Source organism: Pseudomonas furukawaii, from assembly GCF_002355475.1.
Lineage (GTDB): Bacteria > Pseudomonadota > Gammaproteobacteria > Pseudomonadales > Pseudomonadaceae > Metapseudomonas > Metapseudomonas furukawaii.
The window spans coordinates 1,685,606-1,705,658 of record NZ_AP014862.1 but is presented as its reverse complement, the minus strand read 5'-3'; the positions used below and the strand labels follow the sequence as shown (position 1 = coordinate 1,705,658).

Annotated in this window: 17 protein-coding genes and 5 pseudogenes; 1 reads left to right on the top strand and 21 read right to left on the bottom strand. The window is 60.1% G+C overall.

Features of this window, described 5'->3' with window-relative positions; genetic code table 11:
- Positions 1–30: 30 nt before the first annotated feature.
- The gene (locus tag KF707C_RS07960) at positions 31–1,029 is read left to right on the top strand and encodes an AraC family transcriptional regulator (RefSeq protein ID WP_036993437.1); all 999 of its coding nucleotides are present in this window, start codon (positions 31–33) and stop codon (positions 1,027–1,029) included.
- 61 nt (positions 1,030–1,090) lie between these two features.
- On the opposite strand, the pseudogene KF707C_RS29670 reads toward KF707C_RS07960, so the two are convergent.
- The 21 genes and pseudogenes from KF707C_RS29670 to benA form a co-directional block, all read right to left on the bottom strand.
- A pseudogene (locus KF707C_RS29670) lies at positions 1,091–1,646 on the bottom strand (IS66 family transposase); the annotation flags it as partial.
- A 348-nt stretch (positions 1,647–1,994) separates the two neighbouring features.
- Entirely contained in the window at positions 1,995–3,245 is a 1,251-nt protein-coding gene (locus tag KF707C_RS07940; RefSeq protein ID WP_004574812.1) for a benzoate/H(+) symporter BenE family transporter, read from the bottom strand.
- A gap of 37 nt (positions 3,246–3,282) precedes the next feature.
- Positions 3,283–3,676: pseudogene (locus KF707C_RS30110) on the bottom strand (IS30 family transposase); the annotation flags it as partial.
- A gap of 12 nt (positions 3,677–3,688) precedes the next feature.
- A pseudogene (locus KF707C_RS30105) lies at positions 3,689–4,489 on the bottom strand (penicillin-binding protein activator); the annotation flags it as partial.
- Between the two features lie 103 nt (positions 4,490–4,592).
- On the bottom strand, positions 4,593–5,774 hold the full coding sequence (locus KF707C_RS07930; protein WP_003454305.1) for an ABC transporter substrate-binding protein: 1,182 nt from the start codon (positions 5,772–5,774) through the stop codon (positions 4,593–4,595).
- A gap of 86 nt (positions 5,775–5,860) precedes the next feature.
- Positions 5,861–6,088: pseudogene (locus KF707C_RS07925) on the bottom strand (OprD family outer membrane porin); the annotation flags it as partial.
- Positions 6,089–7,269, bottom strand: a protein-coding gene (locus KF707C_RS07920) for an IS3 family transposase (RefSeq protein WP_197704974.1) whose coding sequence is annotated in 2 segments (ribosomal slippage) — positions 6,089–7,014 and positions 7,014–7,269 — 1,182 coding nt in all. Because the reading frame shifts where the segments join, the coding sequence is not laid out codon by codon here.
- Between the two features lie 54 nt (positions 7,270–7,323).
- Positions 7,324–8,382: pseudogene (locus KF707C_RS07915) on the bottom strand (OprD family porin); the annotation flags it as partial.
- A gap of 271 nt (positions 8,383–8,653) precedes the next feature.
- Complete coding sequence (locus KF707C_RS07910) at positions 8,654–8,845, bottom strand: 2-hydroxymuconate tautomerase (RefSeq protein ID WP_003454301.1); 192 nt, start codon at positions 8,843–8,845, stop codon at positions 8,654–8,656.
- Positions 8,846–8,894: 49 nt separating this feature from the next.
- The gene (gene dmpH / locus KF707C_RS07905) at positions 8,895–9,689 is read right to left on the bottom strand and encodes a 2-oxo-3-hexenedioate decarboxylase (RefSeq protein WP_059392972.1); all 795 of its coding nucleotides are present in this window, start codon (positions 9,687–9,689) and stop codon (positions 8,895–8,897) included.
- Positions 9,686–10,723: a 4-hydroxy-2-oxovalerate aldolase gene (dmpG, locus tag KF707C_RS07900; RefSeq protein WP_003448357.1), complete on the bottom strand. Its 1,038-nt coding sequence runs from the start codon at positions 10,721–10,723 to the stop codon at positions 9,686–9,688. Before dmpG ends, dmpH begins: the two co-directional genes overlap by 4 nt.
- 10 nt (positions 10,724–10,733) lie before the next feature.
- Positions 10,734–11,672, bottom strand: coding sequence for an acetaldehyde dehydrogenase (acetylating) (locus tag KF707C_RS07895; RefSeq protein ID WP_003448356.1), 939 nt, complete (start codon positions 11,670–11,672; stop codon positions 10,734–10,736).
- 14 nt (positions 11,673–11,686) lie between these two features.
- The gene (gene dmpE / locus KF707C_RS07890) at positions 11,687–12,472 is read right to left on the bottom strand and encodes a 2-oxopent-4-enoate hydratase (protein WP_059400088.1); all 786 of its coding nucleotides are present in this window, start codon (positions 12,470–12,472) and stop codon (positions 11,687–11,689) included.
- Positions 12,473–12,483: 11 nt separating this feature from the next.
- Positions 12,484–13,332, bottom strand: coding sequence for an alpha/beta fold hydrolase (locus tag KF707C_RS07885; protein WP_059390751.1), 849 nt, complete (start codon positions 13,330–13,332; stop codon positions 12,484–12,486).
- Positions 13,333–13,342: 10 nt separating this feature from the next.
- Positions 13,343–14,803: a 2-hydroxymuconic semialdehyde dehydrogenase gene (locus tag KF707C_RS07880; protein ID WP_096368008.1), complete on the bottom strand. Its 1,461-nt coding sequence runs from the start codon at positions 14,801–14,803 to the stop codon at positions 13,343–13,345.
- Positions 14,804–14,837: 34 nt separating this feature from the next.
- Entirely contained in the window at positions 14,838–15,761 is a 924-nt protein-coding gene (locus tag KF707C_RS07875) for a catechol 2,3-dioxygenase (RefSeq protein WP_059390749.1), read from the bottom strand.
- The gene (locus KF707C_RS07870) at positions 15,758–16,090 is read right to left on the bottom strand and encodes a 2Fe-2S iron-sulfur cluster binding domain-containing protein (RefSeq protein WP_059390776.1); all 333 of its coding nucleotides are present in this window, start codon (positions 16,088–16,090) and stop codon (positions 15,758–15,760) included. The genes KF707C_RS07875 and KF707C_RS07870 overlap by 4 nt, the downstream gene beginning before the upstream one ends.
- 144 nt (positions 16,091–16,234) lie before the next feature.
- Positions 16,235–17,011 (bottom strand): 1,6-dihydroxycyclohexa-2,4-diene-1-carboxylate dehydrogenase, encoded by a 777-nt coding sequence (locus KF707C_RS07865; RefSeq protein ID WP_003452491.1) that lies wholly within the window; start codon positions 17,009–17,011, stop codon positions 16,235–16,237.
- A 115-nt stretch (positions 17,012–17,126) separates the two neighbouring features.
- Positions 17,127–18,137, bottom strand: a complete 1,011-nt coding sequence (gene benC, locus KF707C_RS07860) for a benzoate 1,2-dioxygenase electron transfer component BenC (protein ID WP_003452496.1) — start codon at positions 18,135–18,137, stop codon at positions 17,127–17,129.
- A gap of 9 nt (positions 18,138–18,146) precedes the next feature.
- The gene (gene benB, locus KF707C_RS07855) at positions 18,147–18,635 is read right to left on the bottom strand and encodes a benzoate 1,2-dioxygenase small subunit (protein ID WP_003452498.1); all 489 of its coding nucleotides are present in this window, start codon (positions 18,633–18,635) and stop codon (positions 18,147–18,149) included.
- Positions 18,636–19,991 (bottom strand): benzoate 1,2-dioxygenase large subunit, encoded by a 1,356-nt coding sequence (gene benA / locus KF707C_RS07850; RefSeq protein WP_003452500.1) that lies wholly within the window; start codon positions 19,989–19,991, stop codon positions 18,636–18,638.
- Between the last annotated feature and the right edge of the window lie 62 nt (positions 19,992–20,053).

Below are 20,053 nucleotides of genomic sequence, written 5' to 3'. Positions count from 1 at the left end.
CCGCGTTAATAAAAATAAGAGATGTGGACTATGAATGTTTGCTTATTGAACCAGAAAAGCCAGATTTTCGCCCATACCGACCCCTATGCAGTTTCCGACTACGTTAACCAGTATGTCGGTTCGCACTCTATTCGCCTGCTCAAGGGCCGGGACTCAAAAAGCAGCCTGAACCACCGAAACTTTGGCGGCCTCGACCTGTGTCGAATCAGCTATGGCGATAGTGTCAGGGTGACCTCGCCAGGCTTGGAAACCTGCTATCACCTGCAGCTATTGCTCAAGGGTCATTGCCTTTGGCGTGGCAATGGCTTGGAGCACTATTTTGCGCCAGGCGAACTATTGGTGATCAACCCGGATGACCGCGCGGAGCTGACTTATTCGGAGGAGTGCGAGAAATTCATTGTCAAATTGCCCTCGGTTATCATTGATAGCGCATGCAATGAGCTCAATTGGCAGAAGCCGAGTGGAGGTATCCGTTTCCCCCCCCGACATAGCCTGCAGCAGCTTAATGGCTTCATCAATCTACTCGGACTGGTTTGTGACGAAGCGGAACATAACATGTCGATGACCCTGGTGGCGGAGCACTACACGAAGATCATCGCTACCAAGCTGCTCGAGACGCTCAGCAGCAATGTCAGCCGCAAAGGCTTCGTCGAAGGCAACCCATGTTTCGAGCGAGTCGTTCAGTTCATTGAGGAAAATGTCAAACGGAGTATCAGCCTTGAGCAGTTAGCGGAGCTGGCGCTGATGAGCCCACGCTCCCTCTACACCATGTTCGAGAAGCATACCGGCACCACGCCCATGAATTACATTCGCAACCGCAAGCTTGAGTGCGTCCGTGCCTGCTTGAGCAATCCCACTACCAATATACGTAGTATCACTGAGGTGGCCCTAGACTACGGCTTCTTACATCTGGGACGTTTCGCCGAGAAATACAGGAGCACATTCGGCGAGCTGCCTTCCGACACCCTGAGTCGACACAAGATGAAGTGCATCGATTCAAGGGAGTCTAGCCTGTCCTCGCTCTTTTGACTGGCTGCTTGTCGGACTTGAGCCCCGCCGTCAGGTAGAGCATCAGATTTTTTTAAAAACCATCGATCACCTCCCTGCCGTTGTCGAGACAGCGCACCAGGGCCGTCCAGCGCTTGAGGCTGTGGTCAAGCGCCTTGGAGATGGCCGTGCCTTCATGGATGCGCTCGCGCTGGGCGAGCATCCAGGTGTGCAGGGTATCGTCGAGAGGTCTGGCCTGTGCGTGGCGTATTCGCGTCGCTCGTCAGGCGGCAGTCACGCACCTCGCGCTCGATGGCGTACAGCTGACCGATATTGGTGCAGGGCCTGTCCGGCCAGCGGGCTCTGGTTGGCCACGTGCAGGCTGTAGAACTCGCGCCGGGCGTGGGCCGCGGGCCATACAGCCGATTTTGGTCACGCCTTCCCCTGCTCGAAGCAGAACTTGTAGGCGGCGAAGTCATCACAGACCAGCTGGCCTCTCCAGTCACCGAGGAAGGCACGGGCATGCTCGCCGGCTCGGCTGGGACTGAAGTCATAGACTATGGCGCGCAGCTCGGCGAACGCGCTGGCAGCATAGGCCACACGTAAACCCGCTGCGTCTTCTTCATGCCGGGCGCAAGCATTTGCACCGGGGTTTCATCGGTCGTGGTAGGGACGGCAGTTACCTGCCGCCCTCCGCTCAGATCCGTACGTGCGGGATAACCGCATAGGGCTCCTGCCTCGGGGTATGTGACGCAAAGAGATCCTCAGGATAACGATGTGCGTTTCCGGGTTTAGGTATGTAGTAGAGGTCAACGAGGCGCCCTTAACATGACCATTGATATTTGAAAGCTTGCCGTCCTAGCTAGACGGCAGACCGCCGAACGAAAACCACCAAGACGTATCAGGTTCCCCGGCGCCGCGTGGCAATTGAAGAAACGCGTTTCGGCAACCGGCTCATCTGCCTCATCAGACAACTCGGCGGTTGACATCAGGATATTCTGACAAAATCAGGAAGTCTTTTTCAGAGTTTCCTTAGGCACCATTACCCTACGCAGGCTGTCACGCTCGAGTAGCCAAGACGCGATGAATGCGAACACGAGACCCCAAAACGGAGCGCCTATATTCAGAATTGGTACACCGGCCACCGACACCACAAAGGCGACCAGAGCACCAAGCGGACACTCGCCGCAAAAGGCGCCTTGGAAAGCGCCCTGCAACGCCCGGATCATGGCCAGTCCGCCGATTAGCCCAATCAAGGCCAGCGGCACCGCCAACGCAACGGCTGTTGCGACCGGTGCAAAAAGGCCAAAAATAATCATTAAGACAGCGAAGACCATGCCGCCGATCCACTGCCGATGCTGCGCGCCGCTGGAGACGAGAATCGCGTTGGTCGGCCCGGTAAGACAGGCGGGCACCGAACCGACCACCGCGAACAGCATCGAGCCCAGCCCGGACCCCACCGTAACGGCCTTCACAGGCGGTGGGTGATCGACCTGCTGCAGTACCGCAAAGCCCTGTGCGTTCTGAATGCCCAGCACAGTTATCATGAGCGGAATGACCATCTCTACCAGAGCCTGCAGCGAGAACTCTGGCATGTACATAATAGGACGCGCTAGGAGCGTTGGCACCACGCCCAGTGGCGCGATGCCGCCCGTAGTCCAAGCTACCGCGCCACCGGCGAGCAGCGCGGCCAGCACCGGCGGCAGTCGGCTCCCTAGCGCTGGCAAGACGGAGAAGAGCATGAATACTCCGAGGCTTACGGTGGCGAGCAGCGCGTTACTGGTAAACGCGGTGACAACTTTAACTCCCAGCGGCAGGAAAACGCCGGCGACCATGCCCATGACGATGGGTATTGGAATGCGGCGCATCACACAGTTAATGAGCCCGCTCCAGCCGAGTAATGTGATGAGTAGAGCAGTTACCCAGTAGGCCCCAATGACTTCCGCAAAGCTCAGGTGGTCGAGCGCCGACGGCAGCAGCAGCGCGCCCGGGATCGTCCAGGCCATCCCTAGCGGCTGCCGGTATCGCCAGCAAAAGTACAGGCTCAGCACCCCACTGAGACCGTAGGCACCGAAGATCCAGGAGGCGAGATCTACATCGCTCAGACCTCCATCACGGCCCACCATGATAAGGATAGCCAAGGGACCCGTCACCCCGAAAAGAAAGGCAGTGATGCCGTTGCTAAGAGCGTGACTATCGAGGCGATTCGACCTGGCTTCTTCAGCACTACCCGCGGTATTCCTTTCCTCTGTTTGCAAAGTCTTTCCTCCGTCAGTAAGAACCTCCCGGAAAAGCCTAGGACTTTAGCTGGCCAGTTGCAGGAGCTGAGTGCAACACTGTTATTGATTGAAGCTGGAACAGCTGCCGTATATCCAGGGCTTCCTGCATTACCTCATTCGTGACTTCTCAGGCACTTGAAGTCGAAGCGCTAAAGCGGTCGCATACTCGGTTGCAGTGCAATGGCGTCGCGTTCTTCTTGGCTGTGTACCGACAAGTCCGTCCCCTTGGCAGGTATTGGCGGATCAGGCGGTTGACGTTTTCGTTGCTGCTGCGCGGCCAAGGGCTATGAGGATCGCAGAAGACTATCGCCAACACCGGTTCTCTGGGTGGTCTGGGCGTGCTGCGCCATCTCCCGCCCCTGGTCGCAGGTCATGCGCATCGCCAGCGGCATGCGATCGAGCGCGGCCGCGCGGTCGCCCAGCCCGTCAAGGCTCTCGGTCAGGAAGCCGGTGGAGAGCAGCGGAATCGTATTCTTGAGGCCGGCGTCGGCGTAGTCCTGAATGAACTTCACGGCACCGCCACCTCCGAAGAAGGTATAAACAGCATCGGGCTTGATTGATGCGATCTCGGTCAGCTGGGCTTGGAAGTCGACGCTGGGGAAAGGAACCAGGATCTGCTTGACGATCTCGCCGCCGAGGCGCTCGAATTCTTCCTCGAAGCCGCCCAGATGCTCGGTACCGGCTGCATAGCGCCAGGATATTGTCACGATGCGGCGATAGCCCGCATCATAGGCCGGCTTGGCCATAGCGTAATCGGCCTGCCAGTTTGAGAACGAAGTACGGAATATATTGGGTGCGCACAACTCACGCGTGGCCACGTTCAGGCCGGCGTTGGGGATCACCAAAATGGTGCCGGTCTGACGCGCTACCTTGATCGCAGCCATGGCGACGCCCGAGTGGACCGGGCCAATCACGAAGTCGACATTCTCGCCGGAGATGAGCTTCTGCATATTGCTAACAGCCTTGCCTGGGTCCGCCTCGCTGTTGACCACGACAAACTTGGCTTCGCGTCCCCCGAGCTTGTTTCCGTGCTGTTCGATCGCAAGGCGCATACCTCGGTCCGCGTTGGTGCCGAGCATTCCGAATGTGCCTGAGTAGGGGAGTAGCAGACCGATCTTGACCTGCTCTTGCGTCGAGGCTGCGCCCGTCATTGTAAGAGTCATGAGTGCAGCCGCGGCTGCACCCGGTGCAAAGCGTTTTGCCTTTACCTTGAATAAACCCATTTGATTTTCCTTTTTATTTTTGTTTGTCGGCCTTAAGAGACCCGGGGCTATAGCTCCGCTACGCGTTACACCTATAAAATGACCTCGCTACTGGAAAGTAACCTCAGTTCATTTCGCATCCCAGCGCTGGATCAGACAGCGCCTCGGCGGCGGTACCGACCACCACGTTGGTGCCGTCCTGCACTTCGCGCAGGTAAATGTTTTGCATTGGATTATGCGCCTTGGAAAAGCGCCACTCACCGCGCGGACTATCGATCCGCACCTGTTCCATCGCGGCGATCCAGGCTTCGCGATCACGGCTGTTGCCTCCCACCGTTTGCAGCGACTGGGCTAGCAACAGGCCAGCGTCGTAGCCCTGAACCGCGTAGACGTCCGCCTCCTTGGCGAACCTCTGCCGGTAGGACTGGCGGAACGCCAAGTTCTTCTCGGTTGCCAGACCCTCGGCATAATGAAGGGTGGTCAACAGGCCCTCGGCTGCTTGCCCCTGAGCCTCCAAGGTGCCCTCAGTGAGGAAGCCCGAGCCAAGCAGCGGAATCCGTCCCTGCAGGCCCGACGCTGCATAATCCTGGACGAACTTGGCGGCACCGCCACCGGCGAAGAAGACAAACACCGCGTCCGGCTTGAGCGCAGCAATCTCGGTGAGATGGCTCTGGAACTCCACTTCAGGGAACGGTACATAGAGCTCCTTAAGCACCTTGCCACCGGCCTGCTCGAGACCCTCCTTAAAGCCGTCCACCGACTCGGTACCGAAGCCGTAGCGCCAGGCCAGGGTGATGACATTCTGGTAACCACGGTCGGCGGCCACCTGACCCATGGGGTAGGCGGTCTGCCAGGAGCTGAATGAGGTACGGAAGATGTTCGGCGCGCACAGCGGGCCGGTGGCCGCGTTGAAGCCTGCGTTGGGGATGATCAGCGGCACACCGGTCTCCCGGGCGACCTTGACCGCGGCCATGCCAACGCCAGAATGTATCGGACCAACCACCACATCCACATTAGCACCGGACACCAGGCGCTGCATATTTTGCACCGCCTTGCCGGGGTCGGCGCCATCATCGACCACTACGTACTCGACTGGACGCCCACCAAGCTGGTTGTCGTACTGCTCAATAGCCAACTTCAAACCATTGGTAGCAGCTTCACTTGGCGCGGCGTATGTGCCGCTGTATGACATCAAAAGGCCAATCTTGATTGGCTCATCCGCGTGAGCCAGACCGCACAGGGTGGTGAACAGGATCCCAGGCAGAAGGCCGTGGAAGGTGGAAGCGCGTTTTTTATTCTTGTTCATGGTGACTCTCCAATGCTGCACTGCAAAAAATCTCTCGTCGGTTATAGCCTCGCTTCCCGGCAGACCAGCCGCCGGGAAGCGGCGGTTTACAGCAGGTTCCAGGTGTAGTTGAAAATCAGGCGGTTCTCGTCTATGTCGCTGCGGTAGTTGGAACGGGCAACGACATTGCGTAGCCGCACACCGAGGTTCTTGAGCGCGCCGCTCTGGAAGGTGTAACCCACATCTAGATCACGCTCCCACTCCTTGCCCTCGAAGCCCCTGCCAGTGTCGACGTTGTCTCCCTTGATGAAGCGCACCGTGGTCACCTGTAGTGGTCAACTAATTCCGGACACCTCGATAGGTGGTTTCGACGCCATCGCCCGCTCGTAAACGGTCGGTGGCAGATATCCCAGTTTCGAGTGCAGCCGCTCGTTGTTGTAAAACCCAACGATGTATTCCACGATGTCACGTATCGCTTCTGCGTGATTGGCGTAGTCGCGGCGCCATACCCGCTCCATTTTCAAACTCAGAAAAAAGCGTTCCATCACTGAGTTGTCCCAGCAGTTACCTTTACGGCTCATGCTTTGCTGCATGTCATTTCGCGCCAGCAACGCTCTGTAGCTTGCGCTGGCGTACTGGCTACCGCGATCCGAGTGGGCGATCAGGCCAGGTGGCGGTTGACGCTGAGCAATTGCCAGCAGCATTGCACTACACACCAGCTCGGCAGGCATGTTCGGGGCCATGGACCAACCCACGATCTTGCGTGAGAACAAATCCAATACCACAGCCAGGTACAGCCAGCCGCTGCGGGTCCGGATGTAGGTAATGTCCGCTACCCAGGCCTTGTTTACCGCCTCAGGCTCGAATTGACGATTCAGTACATTGTCGGCAACTGGCAGGTCGTGCTTGCTATCGGTCGTGTGCACAAACTTACGCTTCCAAGCCGAACGCAGGCCGTTGGCACGCATCAAGCGACGAATTTTATAAACGCCGATTTCCATACCCTTGGCGCGCAACGCTTTACGTAACGGACGGCTCCCATAGCAGCCGCCACTCGCATCAAACGACGCTTTGAGCTGCACGGTCACGGGGCAAACCGATGCTGGCGTGTCGGCACGCCTGTTTGCCTCGTAGAACCCCGATCGGCTGCCCCCCAGCAGCCGACAGACATACGCCACCGAATAAGCCTTCTGTTGCAGCTGCCGAACCAGGCGATACGTTACTTCAGCTCGCGGGCAAAGAAGGCGGTGGCTTTTTTTAATACATCGTTATCCATCTTGAGCTGGCGGTTTTCCTGCTCCAGCTGCCGGATTCGCTGCTGTTCGGATGTTAGTGGTTTACCGATCCCGGGCTGACCCAATTGCTCAGCCTCGTACTGCTGAACCCAGCGCCGGACGGCTGTCTCACCAATATTCAGATCGCGACAGACCTGCGGAGCGGTCAGCCCCTGGTCCTTGATCATCTTCACGACTTGCAGCTTGAAGCTGTCGTCGAATGTCCTGCGTTTGGTGGTCATGAAAAACTCCTCGATAGATGCATTTTCCACCTATCGAGGTGTCCGGGGAAATTAGACCACTACAACCAAGCCGGGAAGACCCAGCGCAGCGAAGTCGTAGTCATGGCGAACCTGCCAGGAGCGCTCGTCGGCTCCGGCGAACTCATAGGTGGGGACTTCATTGCCCAGCGGCGAAACGTTGTTGAAGAGACGCGGGAAGGCGTCATCGCCGAACATGGCCTGATAGCCGACCATGAAGGTGTTCCCGCCATACTTGGCCGACAACTGGGAGAAAACCGCCTGATTATCGATATTGCCCAGCAGCTGATCACCGTCTTCCTTGGAGTCGTAGAAGCCTATGTTAGCGCCCAGTCCCCAGTCACCCACCGGCTCGCTGTGCTTGAGGCTATAGAAACGCTGGTTAAAAATGTCTTCCAACTGCGCGTACCAGACGCCGACCGAGGTGCGCTTATCGTTGAAGGCGTAATCGGCACCTGCGTAGTTGAAGCGGTCGGTCGCGGCGTTCCCCGCCAGCTGCGGCAGATGACCGAGCTTGGCGCGCATCTTGTCGTCACCCGCCTCGTTCAGCAGACTGTTGGAACGGAATTGACCGCCTTGTAGGGTCAGTCCGTCGAACTCGCGGGAAATGATGCTAGCGCCCTGGTAAGTCGGGGGCAGCAGGCGAATATCAGAGAAGGTAAGCACCGGCAGGTTCGGGGTTTGCTCGCCGATCTTCAGTTCGGTCTGCGACAGGCGCACCTTTAGCGCCGCTCCAAGGCGGCTGAAGTCATCGACCGCCTCGCCGCTATCCAGGGGTAGCAAGCCGGTATTCACCCTCTCGCGGCTACTGTCGAGTTTAATGCCCAGCATTCCCAGCAGGTCGACGCCGAAACCGACTGTGCCCTGGGTGTAGCCAGAATTCACTCTGAGAATGAAGCCCTGCGCCCACTCTTCGGCCTTGGACTGCTGGTTGGGGCCCTCAATGTCCGAGAAATCCCGACTGAAATAATAGTTGCGCGCTTGCAGCGTCGCCGTGGTGTCTTCGATGAAACCGCCTTCAGCGGCTAGGGTACTGAGCGGCAGACTGGCGCTCACAGACACCAGCAGACGGGTTAGGTTCGGATATTGCTTCATTTTTGACTCGCTCTTTTTTATTGTTTTTTGGAAAGCATATATATGCCACATATTTCCCGCCCACAATTCTCCGTACCGCAAGTGGGCGGCCTTGAAACCACCTCGCTACCCAGACAGGCAACTCGGCGTAACAAACGGACCAGCCGCTCTGCACTTTTCCTCGCTTTAGGCATGCTTAAAATAACAGGCAGTCACTTGCCCGCGCTCTTTGTGGCCGCGTCCCAATGCAGGTCTGGTTCCTCGACCCGAAGTGCCCTTGGGCATCTCCACTTCAGCGTCTGACCTTGCTGGCCAGTTCGCCGCCGATACCGAAGTGGCCCTTGGCCATCTCCGTGATAATCACTCGCACGCTGGTCAGCGGCGCATCCAGGGAGCGCGATATGGCCTCGCTGACCTCACGGATGAGGGTTTCCTTCTGCTCGTCGTTGCGGCCTTCAAGAATGTGGATCTGGGCAATGGGCATGTTGTGCCTCCTGAATAAGAAGGCCGCCCGGGCAGGGCGGCCGAATGGCTCAGATGAAGCGCGCGGAGACGCTGCCAAGCCCCTGATAGCGCACGGTGATGTTGTCGCCCGGCTCCACCGATACCGCAGCCGTGATGCCACCGGTCATGATGAAGGTGCCGGCCGGTATGTGTTCGCCGCGCTCTGCCAGCAGGTTGGCGAGCATCGCCACGCTGGACAGCGGATGGCCGAGCACTGCGGCGCCGGCACCAAGTTCTACCACCTCACCGTTCTTCTCCATCACCACGCCGAGGGTGCGCAGGTCGACGTCCTCCAGATTGGCCATCTGGCCGCCGGTGATGAAACGGGTCGAGGAGGCGTTGTCGGCCACCACGCTGATCAGGTCGAACTTGAAGTTCTCGTAGCGCGAGTCGATCACCTCGACGGTGGGGATCACGTAGTCGATCGCTGCAATCACGTCACCGATGTGGCAACCGGGGCCTTGCAGCGGTGCCTTGGTGACCACCGCGATTTCCGCCTCGATCTTCGGATGGATCAGCTTGGAGCAATCCACCACGCCACCGTCGGGCACGCTGAAGTAGTCGGCGAGAAAGCCGTAGATCGGCGTCTCCACGCCCATCTGTGCCATCTTCGCCCATGAGGTCAGGCCCATCTTCAGGCCGACGATCTTGTTGCCGCGCTCCTCCTTGCGCCGGCGGATTTCCCACTGGATGTCGTAGGCATCGGCGAAGGTCATCTCGGGATAATCGTTGGTGACCTTGTGGATGTCATGGGCCTGCAGTTCGGCGTTCTCGATGTGCTCGGCCAGGGCCAGCACCTGTTCGCGGGTCAGGGTACGATTCATGCCTGTTGCTCCTTGCGGGCTGCCAGCAGATCGAGGGCGACGTCGACAATCATGTCTTCCTGGCCACCGACCATCCCGCGCCTGCCCAGTTCTACGAGAATGTCCAGGGTCTTCAGCCCATACTTCGCGGCTGCCACCTCGGCGTGGCGCAGGAAGCTGGAGTAGACCCCGGCATAACCCAGGCCGAGGGTTTCGCGATCAACTCTCACCGGACGGTCCTGCAACGGCCTGACGATATCGTCGGCGGCGTCCATCAGCGTGTAGAGATCGGTGCCATGGTTCCAGCCGAGGCGCTCCGCGGCGGCGATGAACACCTCCAGCGGCGCGTTGCCGGCGCCAGCGCCCATTCCAGCCAGCGAGGCGTCGATGCGGTCGCAGCCCTCTTCCACCGCGATGATGGAATTGGCCACGCCGAGGCTGAGGTTGTGGTGCGCATGCATGCCGGTCTGGGTCTGCGGATTCAGCACCGCCTTGAAAGCGCGCATGCGGTCGCGGATGTCGTTCATGTTCATCGCGCCACCGGAATCGGCCATGTAGATGCACTGTGCGCCGTAGGTCTCCATCAACTTGCCTTGCGCTGCCAGTTGCTCAGCCGGAATCATGTGGCTCATCATTAGAAAGCCGACGGTGTCCATGCCCAGTTCACGGGCATACTCAATGTGCTGTCGCGAGACATCCGCCTCGGTGCAGTGTGTGGCCACGCGCACCGAGCGGGCGCCGGCGTCATAGGCGGCTTTCAGGTCATGCACGGTGCCGATTCCGGGTAATAGCAGCACTGTAATCCGGGCGTGCTGGATCACATCGGCGGCGGCCTCGATCCACTCCAGGTCACTGTGCGCACCGAAACCGTAATTGAAGCTGGAGCCCTGCAGGCCATCACCGTGGGTCACTTCGATGGAGTCGACGCGGGCCTTGTCCAGCGCGCGGGCGATGTCCTGAACATTCTGGATCGAGTACTGGTGACGAATCGCATGGCTGCCGTCGCGCAGGGTTACGTCTGAGATATAGAGTTTCTTGCCGGGGTTGAAGGTCATGGTTCGGTCCTCAGGCGTTCAGCAGCGACTGCGCCATGCGTTCGGCGGTAGCCAGCGCGGCGGAGGTCATGATGTCGAGGTTGCCGGCGTAGGCCGGCAAGTAGTGGGCGGCACCTTCGACTTCGAGGTAGATCGAGGTCTTCAAACCGCTGAATGTGCCGAGGTCTGGGATATGCAGCGGCGCGGATTCGGGAATCACGTCGAACTGCACCTTCTGCTTGAGACGATAACCCGGCACGTAGGCCTGCACGGCGCTGGTCATCTCCTCTACGCTGGCCTCGACCAGTGCCTGGTCGACGGTTTCGGACAGCACAAACACCGTGTCACGCATGATCAGCGGCGGCTCGGCCGGGTTCATGACGATGATCGCCTTGCCCTTGGCAGCGCCGCCGATCACTTCGATGGCCTTGCTGGTGGTCTCGGTGAACTCATCGATATTGGCGCGAGTGCCGGGACCAGCCGATTTCGACGCGATCGAGGCGACGATTTCGGCATAATGCACCTTGGCCACACGCGATACCGCGGCGACCATCGGGATGGTGGCCTGGCCACCGCAGGTGACCATGTTGACGTTGAGTTTGGCGAGGTGCTCTTCCAGATTCACTACCGGTACGCAGTAAGGGCCGATGGCCGCCGGGGTCAGGTCGATCAGGCGGATGCCGGGTTTAGCACGACGCAGCAAGGCATCGTTCTGCACATGGGCGGAGGCGCTAGTGGCATCGAAGACAAAATCGATGTCGGCGAATTCCGGCAGGTTGATCAACCCTTCGACGCCTTCATGGGTGGTCGCCACACCCATGCGCTGAGCACGGGCCAAGCCATCGGAGGCCGGGTCGATACCCACCATGGCCCCCATTTCCAAGTACTGTGCGTTGCGTATCACCTTGATCATCAGGTCTGTGCCGATGTTGCCTGGGCCTATGATCGCTACTTTCAGTTTCTTGCTCATCAGGCTGTCCTCGATCAGATGAAGCGCACGCTGGCGCTGCCGATGCCGCCGATCTCGACGCGCATGAAATCACCGGTCTTGACCGGTTCCAGCGGAACCAGCGAGCCGGACAGGATCACTTCGCCGGCCTTCAGGCCGATGCCGAAGTGGCCGAGGGTGTTGGCCAGCCAGGCCACGCAGTTGACCGGCGAGCCGAGCGCAGCCGCTCCAGCGCCGGTGGAGAGCAGCTGGCCGTTTTTCTCCACCAGCATGCCGCAGGTGACCAGATCGACCTGGCGCGGTGAGACGGCCTGGTCGCCGAGCACGAACAGCCCGCAGGAGGCGTTGTCTGCCACGGTGTCCTGGATCTTGATCTTCCAGTCCTGGATGCGCGAATCGACCACTTCGAAGCAGGGAATCACGCATTCAGTGGCGGCCAGCACGTCGGCGTTGGTCACGCCCGGCCCCATCAGGTCCTTCTTGAGGATGAAGGCGATCTCGCCTTCGGCGCGCGGCTGGATCAGCCGCTCACTGATCGGCATGGCTTCGCCGCTGTTGTAGACCATGGCATCGGTGAGGTAGCCGAAGTCCGGCTGGTGCACGCCGAGCATGTTCTGCACGGCCTTGCTGGTGACGCCGATCTTCTTGCCGATCACCCGCTCGCCGGCAGCCAAGCGCCGTTCCAGCATGCGCAGGGAAATGTGGTAGGCGTCCTCGACGGTAATGTCGAAGCCGCGGCTGGTCAGCGGCGTGACGGTCTCGCGCTGGACCATCGCCTGGTAGAGCTCGTCGCCGAGTTCGTTGATCAATGTCTTGTCCATATCGGTCTCTCTCAGGAATGGAGGGCGTCGGCCTCGGCGAGGAAATTCTCAACTAGGCGGGCGAAACGCTCGGCGTGTTCGATCTGGGTCCAGTGGCCGCACTGGCCGAAGACGTGCAACTGGGCGCGGGCGATCCATTCGGCCAGGGTCAGCGAGGCCGCCAGCGGAATCACCTGGTCCTCGCGGCCATGGATCACCAGTGTTTCGTGGGGCAGGGCGCGGATGTCCGCTTCGTCGCTGGCCAGCCCGTCGACCCAGCGTTGGCGCGGGGCCGGGAACATCTGGGCGAAGGATTCCTGAAAGCCGGGGCGGATACTGGCCTGGTAACGCAGCTCGGCCAGCTCGTCGTTGACCAGGTTGCGGTCGTAGGCGAAAACGTCCATCAGCCGGCGCATGCTGGCAAAGGACGGCTCGTAGCCCCAGACAGCATCCAGGCCCGGCGTGATTGGAAAACTCACTCCAACGCTGCCCATCAGCACCAGCCGGCGCACCCGCTCGGGATGCCGGATGGCCAGTGCCAGCGCCAGCCCGCCGCCGAACGAGTTGCCGACGATATCAGCCTGCTGGATGCCGAGGGCGTCGAGCACGCCGATGGCATGCTCGACCCAGCGCTGCTGATGGTACCGACCGTCAGCCGGGCGATCGCTGTAGCCGAAGCCGAGCATGTCCGGAGCGACCACCCGGCGCGTCTGCGCCAGCTGCGGAACGATCCCGCGCCAGTTGGCCCAGGCGGTGACGCCGGGGCCGGAGCCGTGGATCAGCAGGACTGGGAAGCCTTCGCCCTGATCATGCAGGTTGGTGCGGTAGCCGGCGGCGAGGATTTCGCGACCGATTTCAGGGCTTTGCTGCGGTGCGTTCATGACCAGGTCCTCAGAGTTTCACACAGATGTTTTTCAGCTCGGTGTAGAACTCCAGCGAGTGCACACCCCCTTCGCGCCCGATGCCCGACTGCTTGCTGCCGCCGAAGGCAGTGCGCAGGTCGCGCAGGAACCAGCTGTTGACCCAGACGATGCCGGCCTCAATCTGCCCGGCGACGCGGTGGGCGCGCGAAGCGTTCTCGGTCCAGATCGCCGAGGCCAGGCCGTAAGGCAGGCTGTTGGCCAGTTCAATGGCTTCCTCCTCGCTGTCGAACGGGCGGATATGGCAGCAGGGGCCGAAGATTTCCTCGGTGACCACCGCCGAATCGTCGGCCAAGCCGGTCCAGATGGTCGGCTGCACCCAGGCGCCGCCGGCCAGGTGCGCCGGCATCTCCGGCACGCCGCCGCCGGTGACAACGGTGGCGCCGTCGTCGACTGCCTGCTGGTAGTAACTGAGGACTTTTTCACGGTGCTTATGGCTGATCAGCGGGCCGAAATTGGCCTCTGGATCGTTCGGTTCGCCGATCTTCAACGCTTCGGCGCCGGCCTTCAGGCGGGCGACGAACGCGTCGAAGATCGGCCGCTCGACATACACCCGCTCGGTGCCCAGGCAGACCTGGCCGCAGTTGGCGAAGGCCGAGCGCAGGGTGCCCTCGATGGCCTTGTCCATATCGCAGTCGGCGAAGACGATGCCGGCGTTCTTGCCGCCCAGCTCCAGCGACACCTGGCGCACGCCCTTGGCCGCGGCGCGCATGATGGTTTCGCCGGTGCCGGTCTCGCCGGTGAAGGTGTAGGCGTCGACGTCCGGGTGCTCGGTGAGGAAGGCCCCGGCCGAATCGCCGCCGAAACCGTGCACCACGTTGTACACGCCGGCCGGCACACCGGCGGCCTGCATCACCTCGCCGAGCAGGGTGGCGGTCAGCGGGGTTTCCTCGGATGGTTTGACCACCACGCAGTTGCCGCAGGCCAGGGCCGGGCCGACTTTCCAGGTCATCAGCAGCAGCGGCAGGTTCCACGGGCTGATCACCCCGATCACCCCCTTGGGCCGGCGCACTCCGTAGTTGAGTGCACCGGCGCCGTCCGGGGTGGCCATCTCGAAGGTTTCATTGGCAACATTCTTGAGCAGGTCGGCGAACACCTTGAAATTGGCCGCGCCGCGCGGAATGTCGATGTGGCTGGCCAGAGATTTGGGCTTGCCGGTGTCGAGGCATTCGACCTCGAGAAACTCGTCGAAGCGCGCCGTGATGCCATCGGCCACGCGATGCAGAATCTCAGCGCGCTCGGCCACCGTCATCTTCCCCCAGGGTCCCTTGAGCGCGGCACGGGCAGCTTTGACCGCAGCGTCGACCTCGGCGCGGCCTGCCTCGTGGACGCGGCCGATCACCTGGCCGTTGGCCGGGCTGACATTGTCGAACAGCTTGCCGCTGGCCGAACCGACGAAGGCACCGTTAATGAAATGCTTGATTTCTTTCATCTGCGCAATCTCTGCAATAAGTCGAACCGGGCCTTCAGGTCAGCACGGTCATGAATCGTTCGTTGAGAATGCGGTCGTGGTAAAAGATCGCCTTGCCCAGCTGGTCAGTGGTCCAGGTCACCGGTTTGTGGTCCGGGTAGTTGTAATCTCCCCCGCAGAACACTTCGTTGCGGTTACCGGACGGGTCGAAGAAGTAGATGGTCTTGCCGTGAGTGAGGCCGTGGCGGGTTGGGCCGATGTCGATCGAGGTGTCGGTCATGGAGATCAGGTCGGCGGCGCGAAGCACGTCTTCCCAGGTTTCGAGGTGGAAGGACACATGATGGAGGCGGCCTTTTTCCGGATGGTGAATGAAGGCCACGTCGTGGGCCTTGGTCGACAGGCTGAGGAACTGGGCGACGCGCGTGCCATTTTCGTCCAGCACCTGTTCGGCCAGATAGAAGCCGAGCACCTTGGTGAACAGGTCATAAGTCGCCGGCAATTGGTCGCCATACATGAGGGCGTGGTCGAAACGCACAGCCGCCATACCTTTCAAATCGCGCGGCCATGCCTCGGGATTGACCTCATTCACACCCCACTTTCCAGTATATTCCTTGTCTGCATACAACTCGAAGTGATGCCCGGAGGATGCCTGGAAGCGCACGCGACGGCCACAGCCCCTGAGTTCTCCGGCGGGAATGGTCTCGATCAGGCAGCCGTAGTCGATCAGGTCCTGGGTCAGACGGACCAGGCACTCATCATCGATCACCTTGAAACCCATGAAATCCATGCCCGGCTCATCCGCTTCACGCAGCACCAGGGAAAACTTGTCCACTTCGGTCCAAGCCTTGAGATAGACACGGCCCTGATCGTCACGGTCCATCTCGATTAGGCCCAGCAACTCGACGTAGTGTTCCAAGGCCTTGCTCATGTCCAGTACACGCAGCTGCACATGGCCGGGGCGCATTACACCTTTGTTCATGACGTCACCTTTTCTCTGTTGTCAGGTTTGTTTCCGCCAACGTGGCGAAAGTACTCGATGGTCAAGTCGGTTTGCGGAAACACTTGACAGGCCAGGGCCAGGCCTTCGGCGGCAGCCTTGGCCGGCACGTGACCGCGGCTCATGCGTCCGCTCCGGTAGGCTCCGCTGAGCACCCGCACTCTACAAAGGCCGCAACCGCCGCCGCGACAGCCCACCGGTATGCAGCGCTTGCCCTGGGCTTCCATGGCGCGCAGCACCGACTGGCCCTCCGCACAGCGGAATGACTGGCCGCTTAGCACTTCGCACACCTCGTAGCCGGCGCTGTTCATATTCATCCCAGATACACTAAACATGACGGAAGTATCTCCCAACAGCTCTGGGTGATGCCGGCATAGCCCCGAAAATGAGCGTCAGGGATCTTATGTACGTTGCTTCTGCGCATGTCGATTTCTCTTCTTAACCAGACATAAGGGTCAACCGAGGTCTCCTCCTGCCACCGGAAGAGTCATACCGGTGATGTAGGAGGCGGCGTCAGAAGCAAGGAATAGAATAGCTTCGACCTGCTCATCAATGCTTCCGTAGCGTTTCATAAGGCTGCTGTCGAGGGTCTGGTCGACGATCTGCTGGTACCAGACCTTCTCCTGCTCACTCGGCTCGGCGCTATTGCGCGGGATCCGCCGTGGCGGCGCCTGGGTGCCACCCGGCGCGGTGGCGTTGACGCGGATGCCGCGCTCGGCGGTTTCAAAGGCCAGGCAGGCGGTCAGGGCGTTAACGCCACCCTTCGCCGCGCCATAAGGCACGCGATGGATCCCGCGCGTGGCAACGGAGGAAACATTTACGATGGCGCCACTGCCCTGCTCGAGCATTGGCGGCAGCGCGGCGTGGCAGCACCATAGGGTAGGAAACAGTGAACGCCGCACTTCGGCCTCGATCTCGTGTTCCTGGTAATGCTCGAATGGCTTAGCCCAAATGGTGCCGCCAACGTTGTTGATCAGAATGTCCAGACGACCGAAGCGCTCGAGCGCCGCCGCCATCACCCGTTGGCAATCGGCGAACTGCTCAAGGTCGGCGGTCAGGGTCAGCACCTCAGCGACTCCGACCAGTTCGTCGGCCAGCTCATGTATTAGCTCGGAACGGTCGACCAGCAGCAGCCGACCTCCTTCGGCCGCCATCCGTTCGGCCACGCGGCGACCGATGCCCTGGGCAGCGCCGGTGATAACGGCAGTCTTGTCCTGGAAACGTTTGTTCATGAACCACCTCGGTTGTGTAGCCCAGATGCAATTTTGGGAAAGTTCGCAGGAAACATGGGCTCTACTGCACGAATAAAACAGGCCCGCTCACCAAGTAAGCGGACCAAAGGAGCCTCTAGGCGCTGGCGGCGAACTTCTCATAATAGAAATTGGCCGGCTGGATGCCCTGTGCGCGAATGTACTGACTGACCGCCTCGACCATTGGTGGCGGACCGCAAAGGTAGACATCTACCTCACCGCCGTTGAGGTGTTTGGGCTCGATGTACTGGGTCACATAGCCCTTTTGCGGATAGGCGCTGTCCGGGCTGGCGACGCAGGCGCTGTAGCTGAAGTTGGGAATGCGCGCGGCGAATGCCTCTAGCTTGTCCATTTCGACCAGGTCGTGGTCATGGGTGACGCCGTAGATCAGATGGAGCGGGTGCTCGCTGCCCTGCTCGGCGATCTTCTCCAGCATCGCGGTGAACGGCGCTAGGCCGGTACCACCCGCCAGCAACAGCAGCGGCCGCTTGATCTCGCGCAGATAGAACGCGCCCAGCGGTCCAGCCAGACTGACGCTATCGCCGACCTTGGCGAGGCTGGTCAGGAAGCTGCTCATCAGCCCGCCCGGCACGTTGCGGATCAGGAAGCCGACCTCGCCATCCTTTTGCAGCGAGCTGAAGGAATAGGCGCGGGTCTGGTCGCTGCCCGGCACTTGCAGATTGACGTACTGGCCCGGCAGAAACGCCAACTGGTTCAGCGATGCGCTTTTGATAGACAGCGCGATGGTGCTCTCGGACAGCTGACGCACGTTGCTGATCGCTGCCTGATAGCTGGCCTGCTGGGTCTTACAGACGTCCGATGCGGCCGGAACGCGAATCACGCAGTCGCTTTCGGCGCGCATCTGGCAGGTCAGCACGTAGCCCTGCTCGGCTTCGGCTTCGCTCAACGCATCCTCGATGTATTCCTCGCCGAGGTCGTAGCGGCCGCTCTCGGCGAAGCATTTGCAGGCGCCGCATGCACCGTCTCGGCAGTCCATGGGTAAATTGATGCCTTGGCGGTAGGCAGCATCAGCAATAGTCTCGCCAGCATTAGCATCGATGAAACGAGTGACGCCGTCTTCGAAGTTCAGTGCAACCTTGTGTGTCATGGCGGCACCTCAGACGTGGTATACATCGATGAACTGGCGGACGTAGTCGTTCTTCAGAACGACCTTCTTGGCCTTAATCAGCGGGCTCTCGCCGCATGTGTCGAGGGTGCAGAAGTTGGTGCCAAAGAAGTGGTCCACCGTCTTGTACCGGTAATTCAAGGTGTACCAGTTGTAGCGCAGCTTACAGAAGCCGTCGGACTGCTCGAGCAACTCCAGATTGCTGATGTTGTGGCTGGTTCGGGTGTCCGGAATGGTGGCACTGGAGCGCTCGGTCTTGATGCGGAACACCCGATCCTCTAGGCCACCGCGATTGCCGTACCAAATCAGCGAGATCTGGCTCTGCGGGTCTTCGGTCAATTGGTCGCGGTCGTCCCAGGCCGGCATCCAGAAAGTGGCGTCCGGCGCGTACATTTCCAGCCAGCTATCCCACTGCTTGTCGTCGAGGTAGCGTGCTTCGCGGTAAAGGAAATCGCGCACGGCTTCGTAGGAGATAGTCATTTACGCGCCCTCCGCATGGATCAGCCGATCCTGTTCGGCCTTGACGGCCCTGATCATCTGCTGTTGCCAGTACTTGTGCTGCATGACGAACAGGCCCTCGTCCTCGATACGCGGGCCACTCATCAGCGGGTGCAGATCAATCCCCCTAGCAATTTCGTCGGGGCCGTCGATCCAGTGCGTCGCCCCACGGGACATATCGTTCATTCCCCTGCCGGCGAAGCCCTGCTGGCAAGCGCGGAATTCTTCAAGGTCGTCCGGGGTGGCCATGCCGCTGACATTGAAGAAATCCTCGTACTGACGGACGCGGCGGGCACGCGCCTCGGCGCCCTCGCCTTTCGGCGCGATGCAGTAGATGGTGATTTCGGTTCTATCCACCGACAGCGGACGGGTGATACGCAACTGCGAGCCGAACTGGTCCATCAGGTAGAGGTTCGGGTAGAGGCAGAGGTTGCGGGAGATACCGATCATCCAGTCGGCACGGGCTTCACCAACCTCACTGGCTAAGCGATCTCGATCAGCGAACAGCGGACGGTCTGCCGGGTCGGGCCAGCGCGTCCAGATCATCTGATGGCCGTTTTCAAAGGAGTAGAAACCACCGCCACCCTTGCCCCAGCTACTGGCGCTCATGGCGCGAATATCATCGCCCGCTTCTCTCAGCTTGCGCTGCTGCTGGGTGGCGGCGTAATTCCAGTGCACAGTGCTAACGTGGTAGCCGTCGGCCCCGTTCTCGACCTGCACCTTCCAATTGCCTTCGTAAACATAGGTGCTGGAACCGCGCAGCACCTCCAGACCTTCGGGCGATTGGTCGACGACCATGTCGATGACCTTCCTCGACTCGCCGAGGAATTCTTCCAATGGGGCGACGTCCTCGCGCAGGCTGCCGAACAGAAATCCGCGGTAGGAAGCAAAGCGCGCAACTTTCTTCAGGTCGTGCGAGCCGTCACAGTCGAAGCTGTCCGGATAGCCGGCGCCCTTGGGGTCTTTGACCTTGAGCAGCTTGCCCGAATTGCTGAAGGTCCAGCCGTGGAACGAGCAGGTGTGGGTGGCCTTGTTTCCACTCCTAAAGCGACAGAGCGTGGCGCCGCGGTGACTGCAGGCATTGATGAAGGCATTGAGCTCACCATCTTTGTTGCGTGTGATGAATATCGGCTGCCGGCCCATCTGCGTGGTGTAGTAGTCGTTCTTCTCGGGAATCTGGCTCTCGTGGGCGAGATAAATCCAGTTACCCTCAAAGATGTGTTTCATCTCTAAATCGAACAGCCGAGGGTCGGTGAACATCTCGCGCTTGCAGCGGTAGATGCCCTCATTCTCATCTTCTTCAACGAGGCTATCAATATAGTCGAGACCCAGGTTCATTTTCGTGCCTCCATTATTATTGTTTCAGTTGCATAAAGCCTAAGAGCTAGGCCTTTCTAGAG

Excerpts from the sequence above, each read along its gene's own strand:
- KF707C_RS07960 (WP_036993437.1), top strand. The coding sequence starts at position 31 with ATGAATGTTTGCTTATTGAACCAGAAAAGCCAGATTTTCGCCCATACC.
- KF707C_RS07930 (WP_003454305.1), bottom strand. The coding sequence starts at position 5,774 with ATGAACAAGAATAAAAAACGCGCTTCCACCTTCCACGGCCTTCTGCCT.
- KF707C_RS07910 (WP_003454301.1), bottom strand. The coding sequence starts at position 8,845 with ATGCCCATTGCCCAGATCCACATTCTTGAAGGCCGCAACGACGAGCAG.
- dmpH (WP_059392972.1), bottom strand. The coding sequence starts at position 9,689 with ATGAATCGTACCCTGACCCGCGAACAGGTGCTGGCCCTGGCCGAGCAC.
- dmpG (WP_003448357.1), bottom strand. The coding sequence starts at position 10,723 with ATGACCTTCAACCCCGGCAAGAAACTCTATATCTCAGACGTAACCCTG.
- KF707C_RS07895 (WP_003448356.1), bottom strand. The coding sequence starts at position 11,672 with ATGAGCAAGAAACTGAAAGTAGCGATCATAGGCCCAGGCAACATCGGC.
- dmpE (WP_059400088.1), bottom strand. The coding sequence starts at position 12,472 with ATGGACAAGACATTGATCAACGAACTCGGCGACGAGCTCTACCAGGCG.
- KF707C_RS07885 (WP_059390751.1), bottom strand. The coding sequence starts at position 13,332 with ATGAACGCACCGCAGCAAAGCCCTGAAATCGGTCGCGAAATCCTCGCC.
- KF707C_RS07880 (WP_096368008.1), bottom strand. The coding sequence starts at position 14,803 with ATGAAAGAAATCAAGCATTTCATTAACGGTGCCTTCGTCGGTTCGGCC.
- KF707C_RS07875 (WP_059390749.1), bottom strand. The coding sequence starts at position 15,761 with ATGAACAAAGGTGTAATGCGCCCCGGCCATGTGCAGCTGCGTGTACTG.
- KF707C_RS07870 (WP_059390776.1), bottom strand. The coding sequence starts at position 16,090 with ATGAACAGCGCCGGCTACGAGGTGTGCGAAGTGCTAAGCGGCCAGTCA.
- KF707C_RS07865 (WP_003452491.1), bottom strand. The coding sequence starts at position 17,011 with ATGAACAAACGTTTCCAGGACAAGACTGCCGTTATCACCGGCGCTGCC.
- benC (WP_003452496.1), bottom strand. The coding sequence starts at position 18,137 with ATGACACACAAGGTTGCACTGAACTTCGAAGACGGCGTCACTCGTTTC.
- benB (WP_003452498.1), bottom strand. The coding sequence starts at position 18,635 with ATGACTATCTCCTACGAAGCCGTGCGCGATTTCCTTTACCGCGAAGCA.
- benA (WP_003452500.1), bottom strand. The coding sequence starts at position 19,991 with ATGAACCTGGGTCTCGACTATATTGATAGCCTCGTTGAAGAAGATGAG.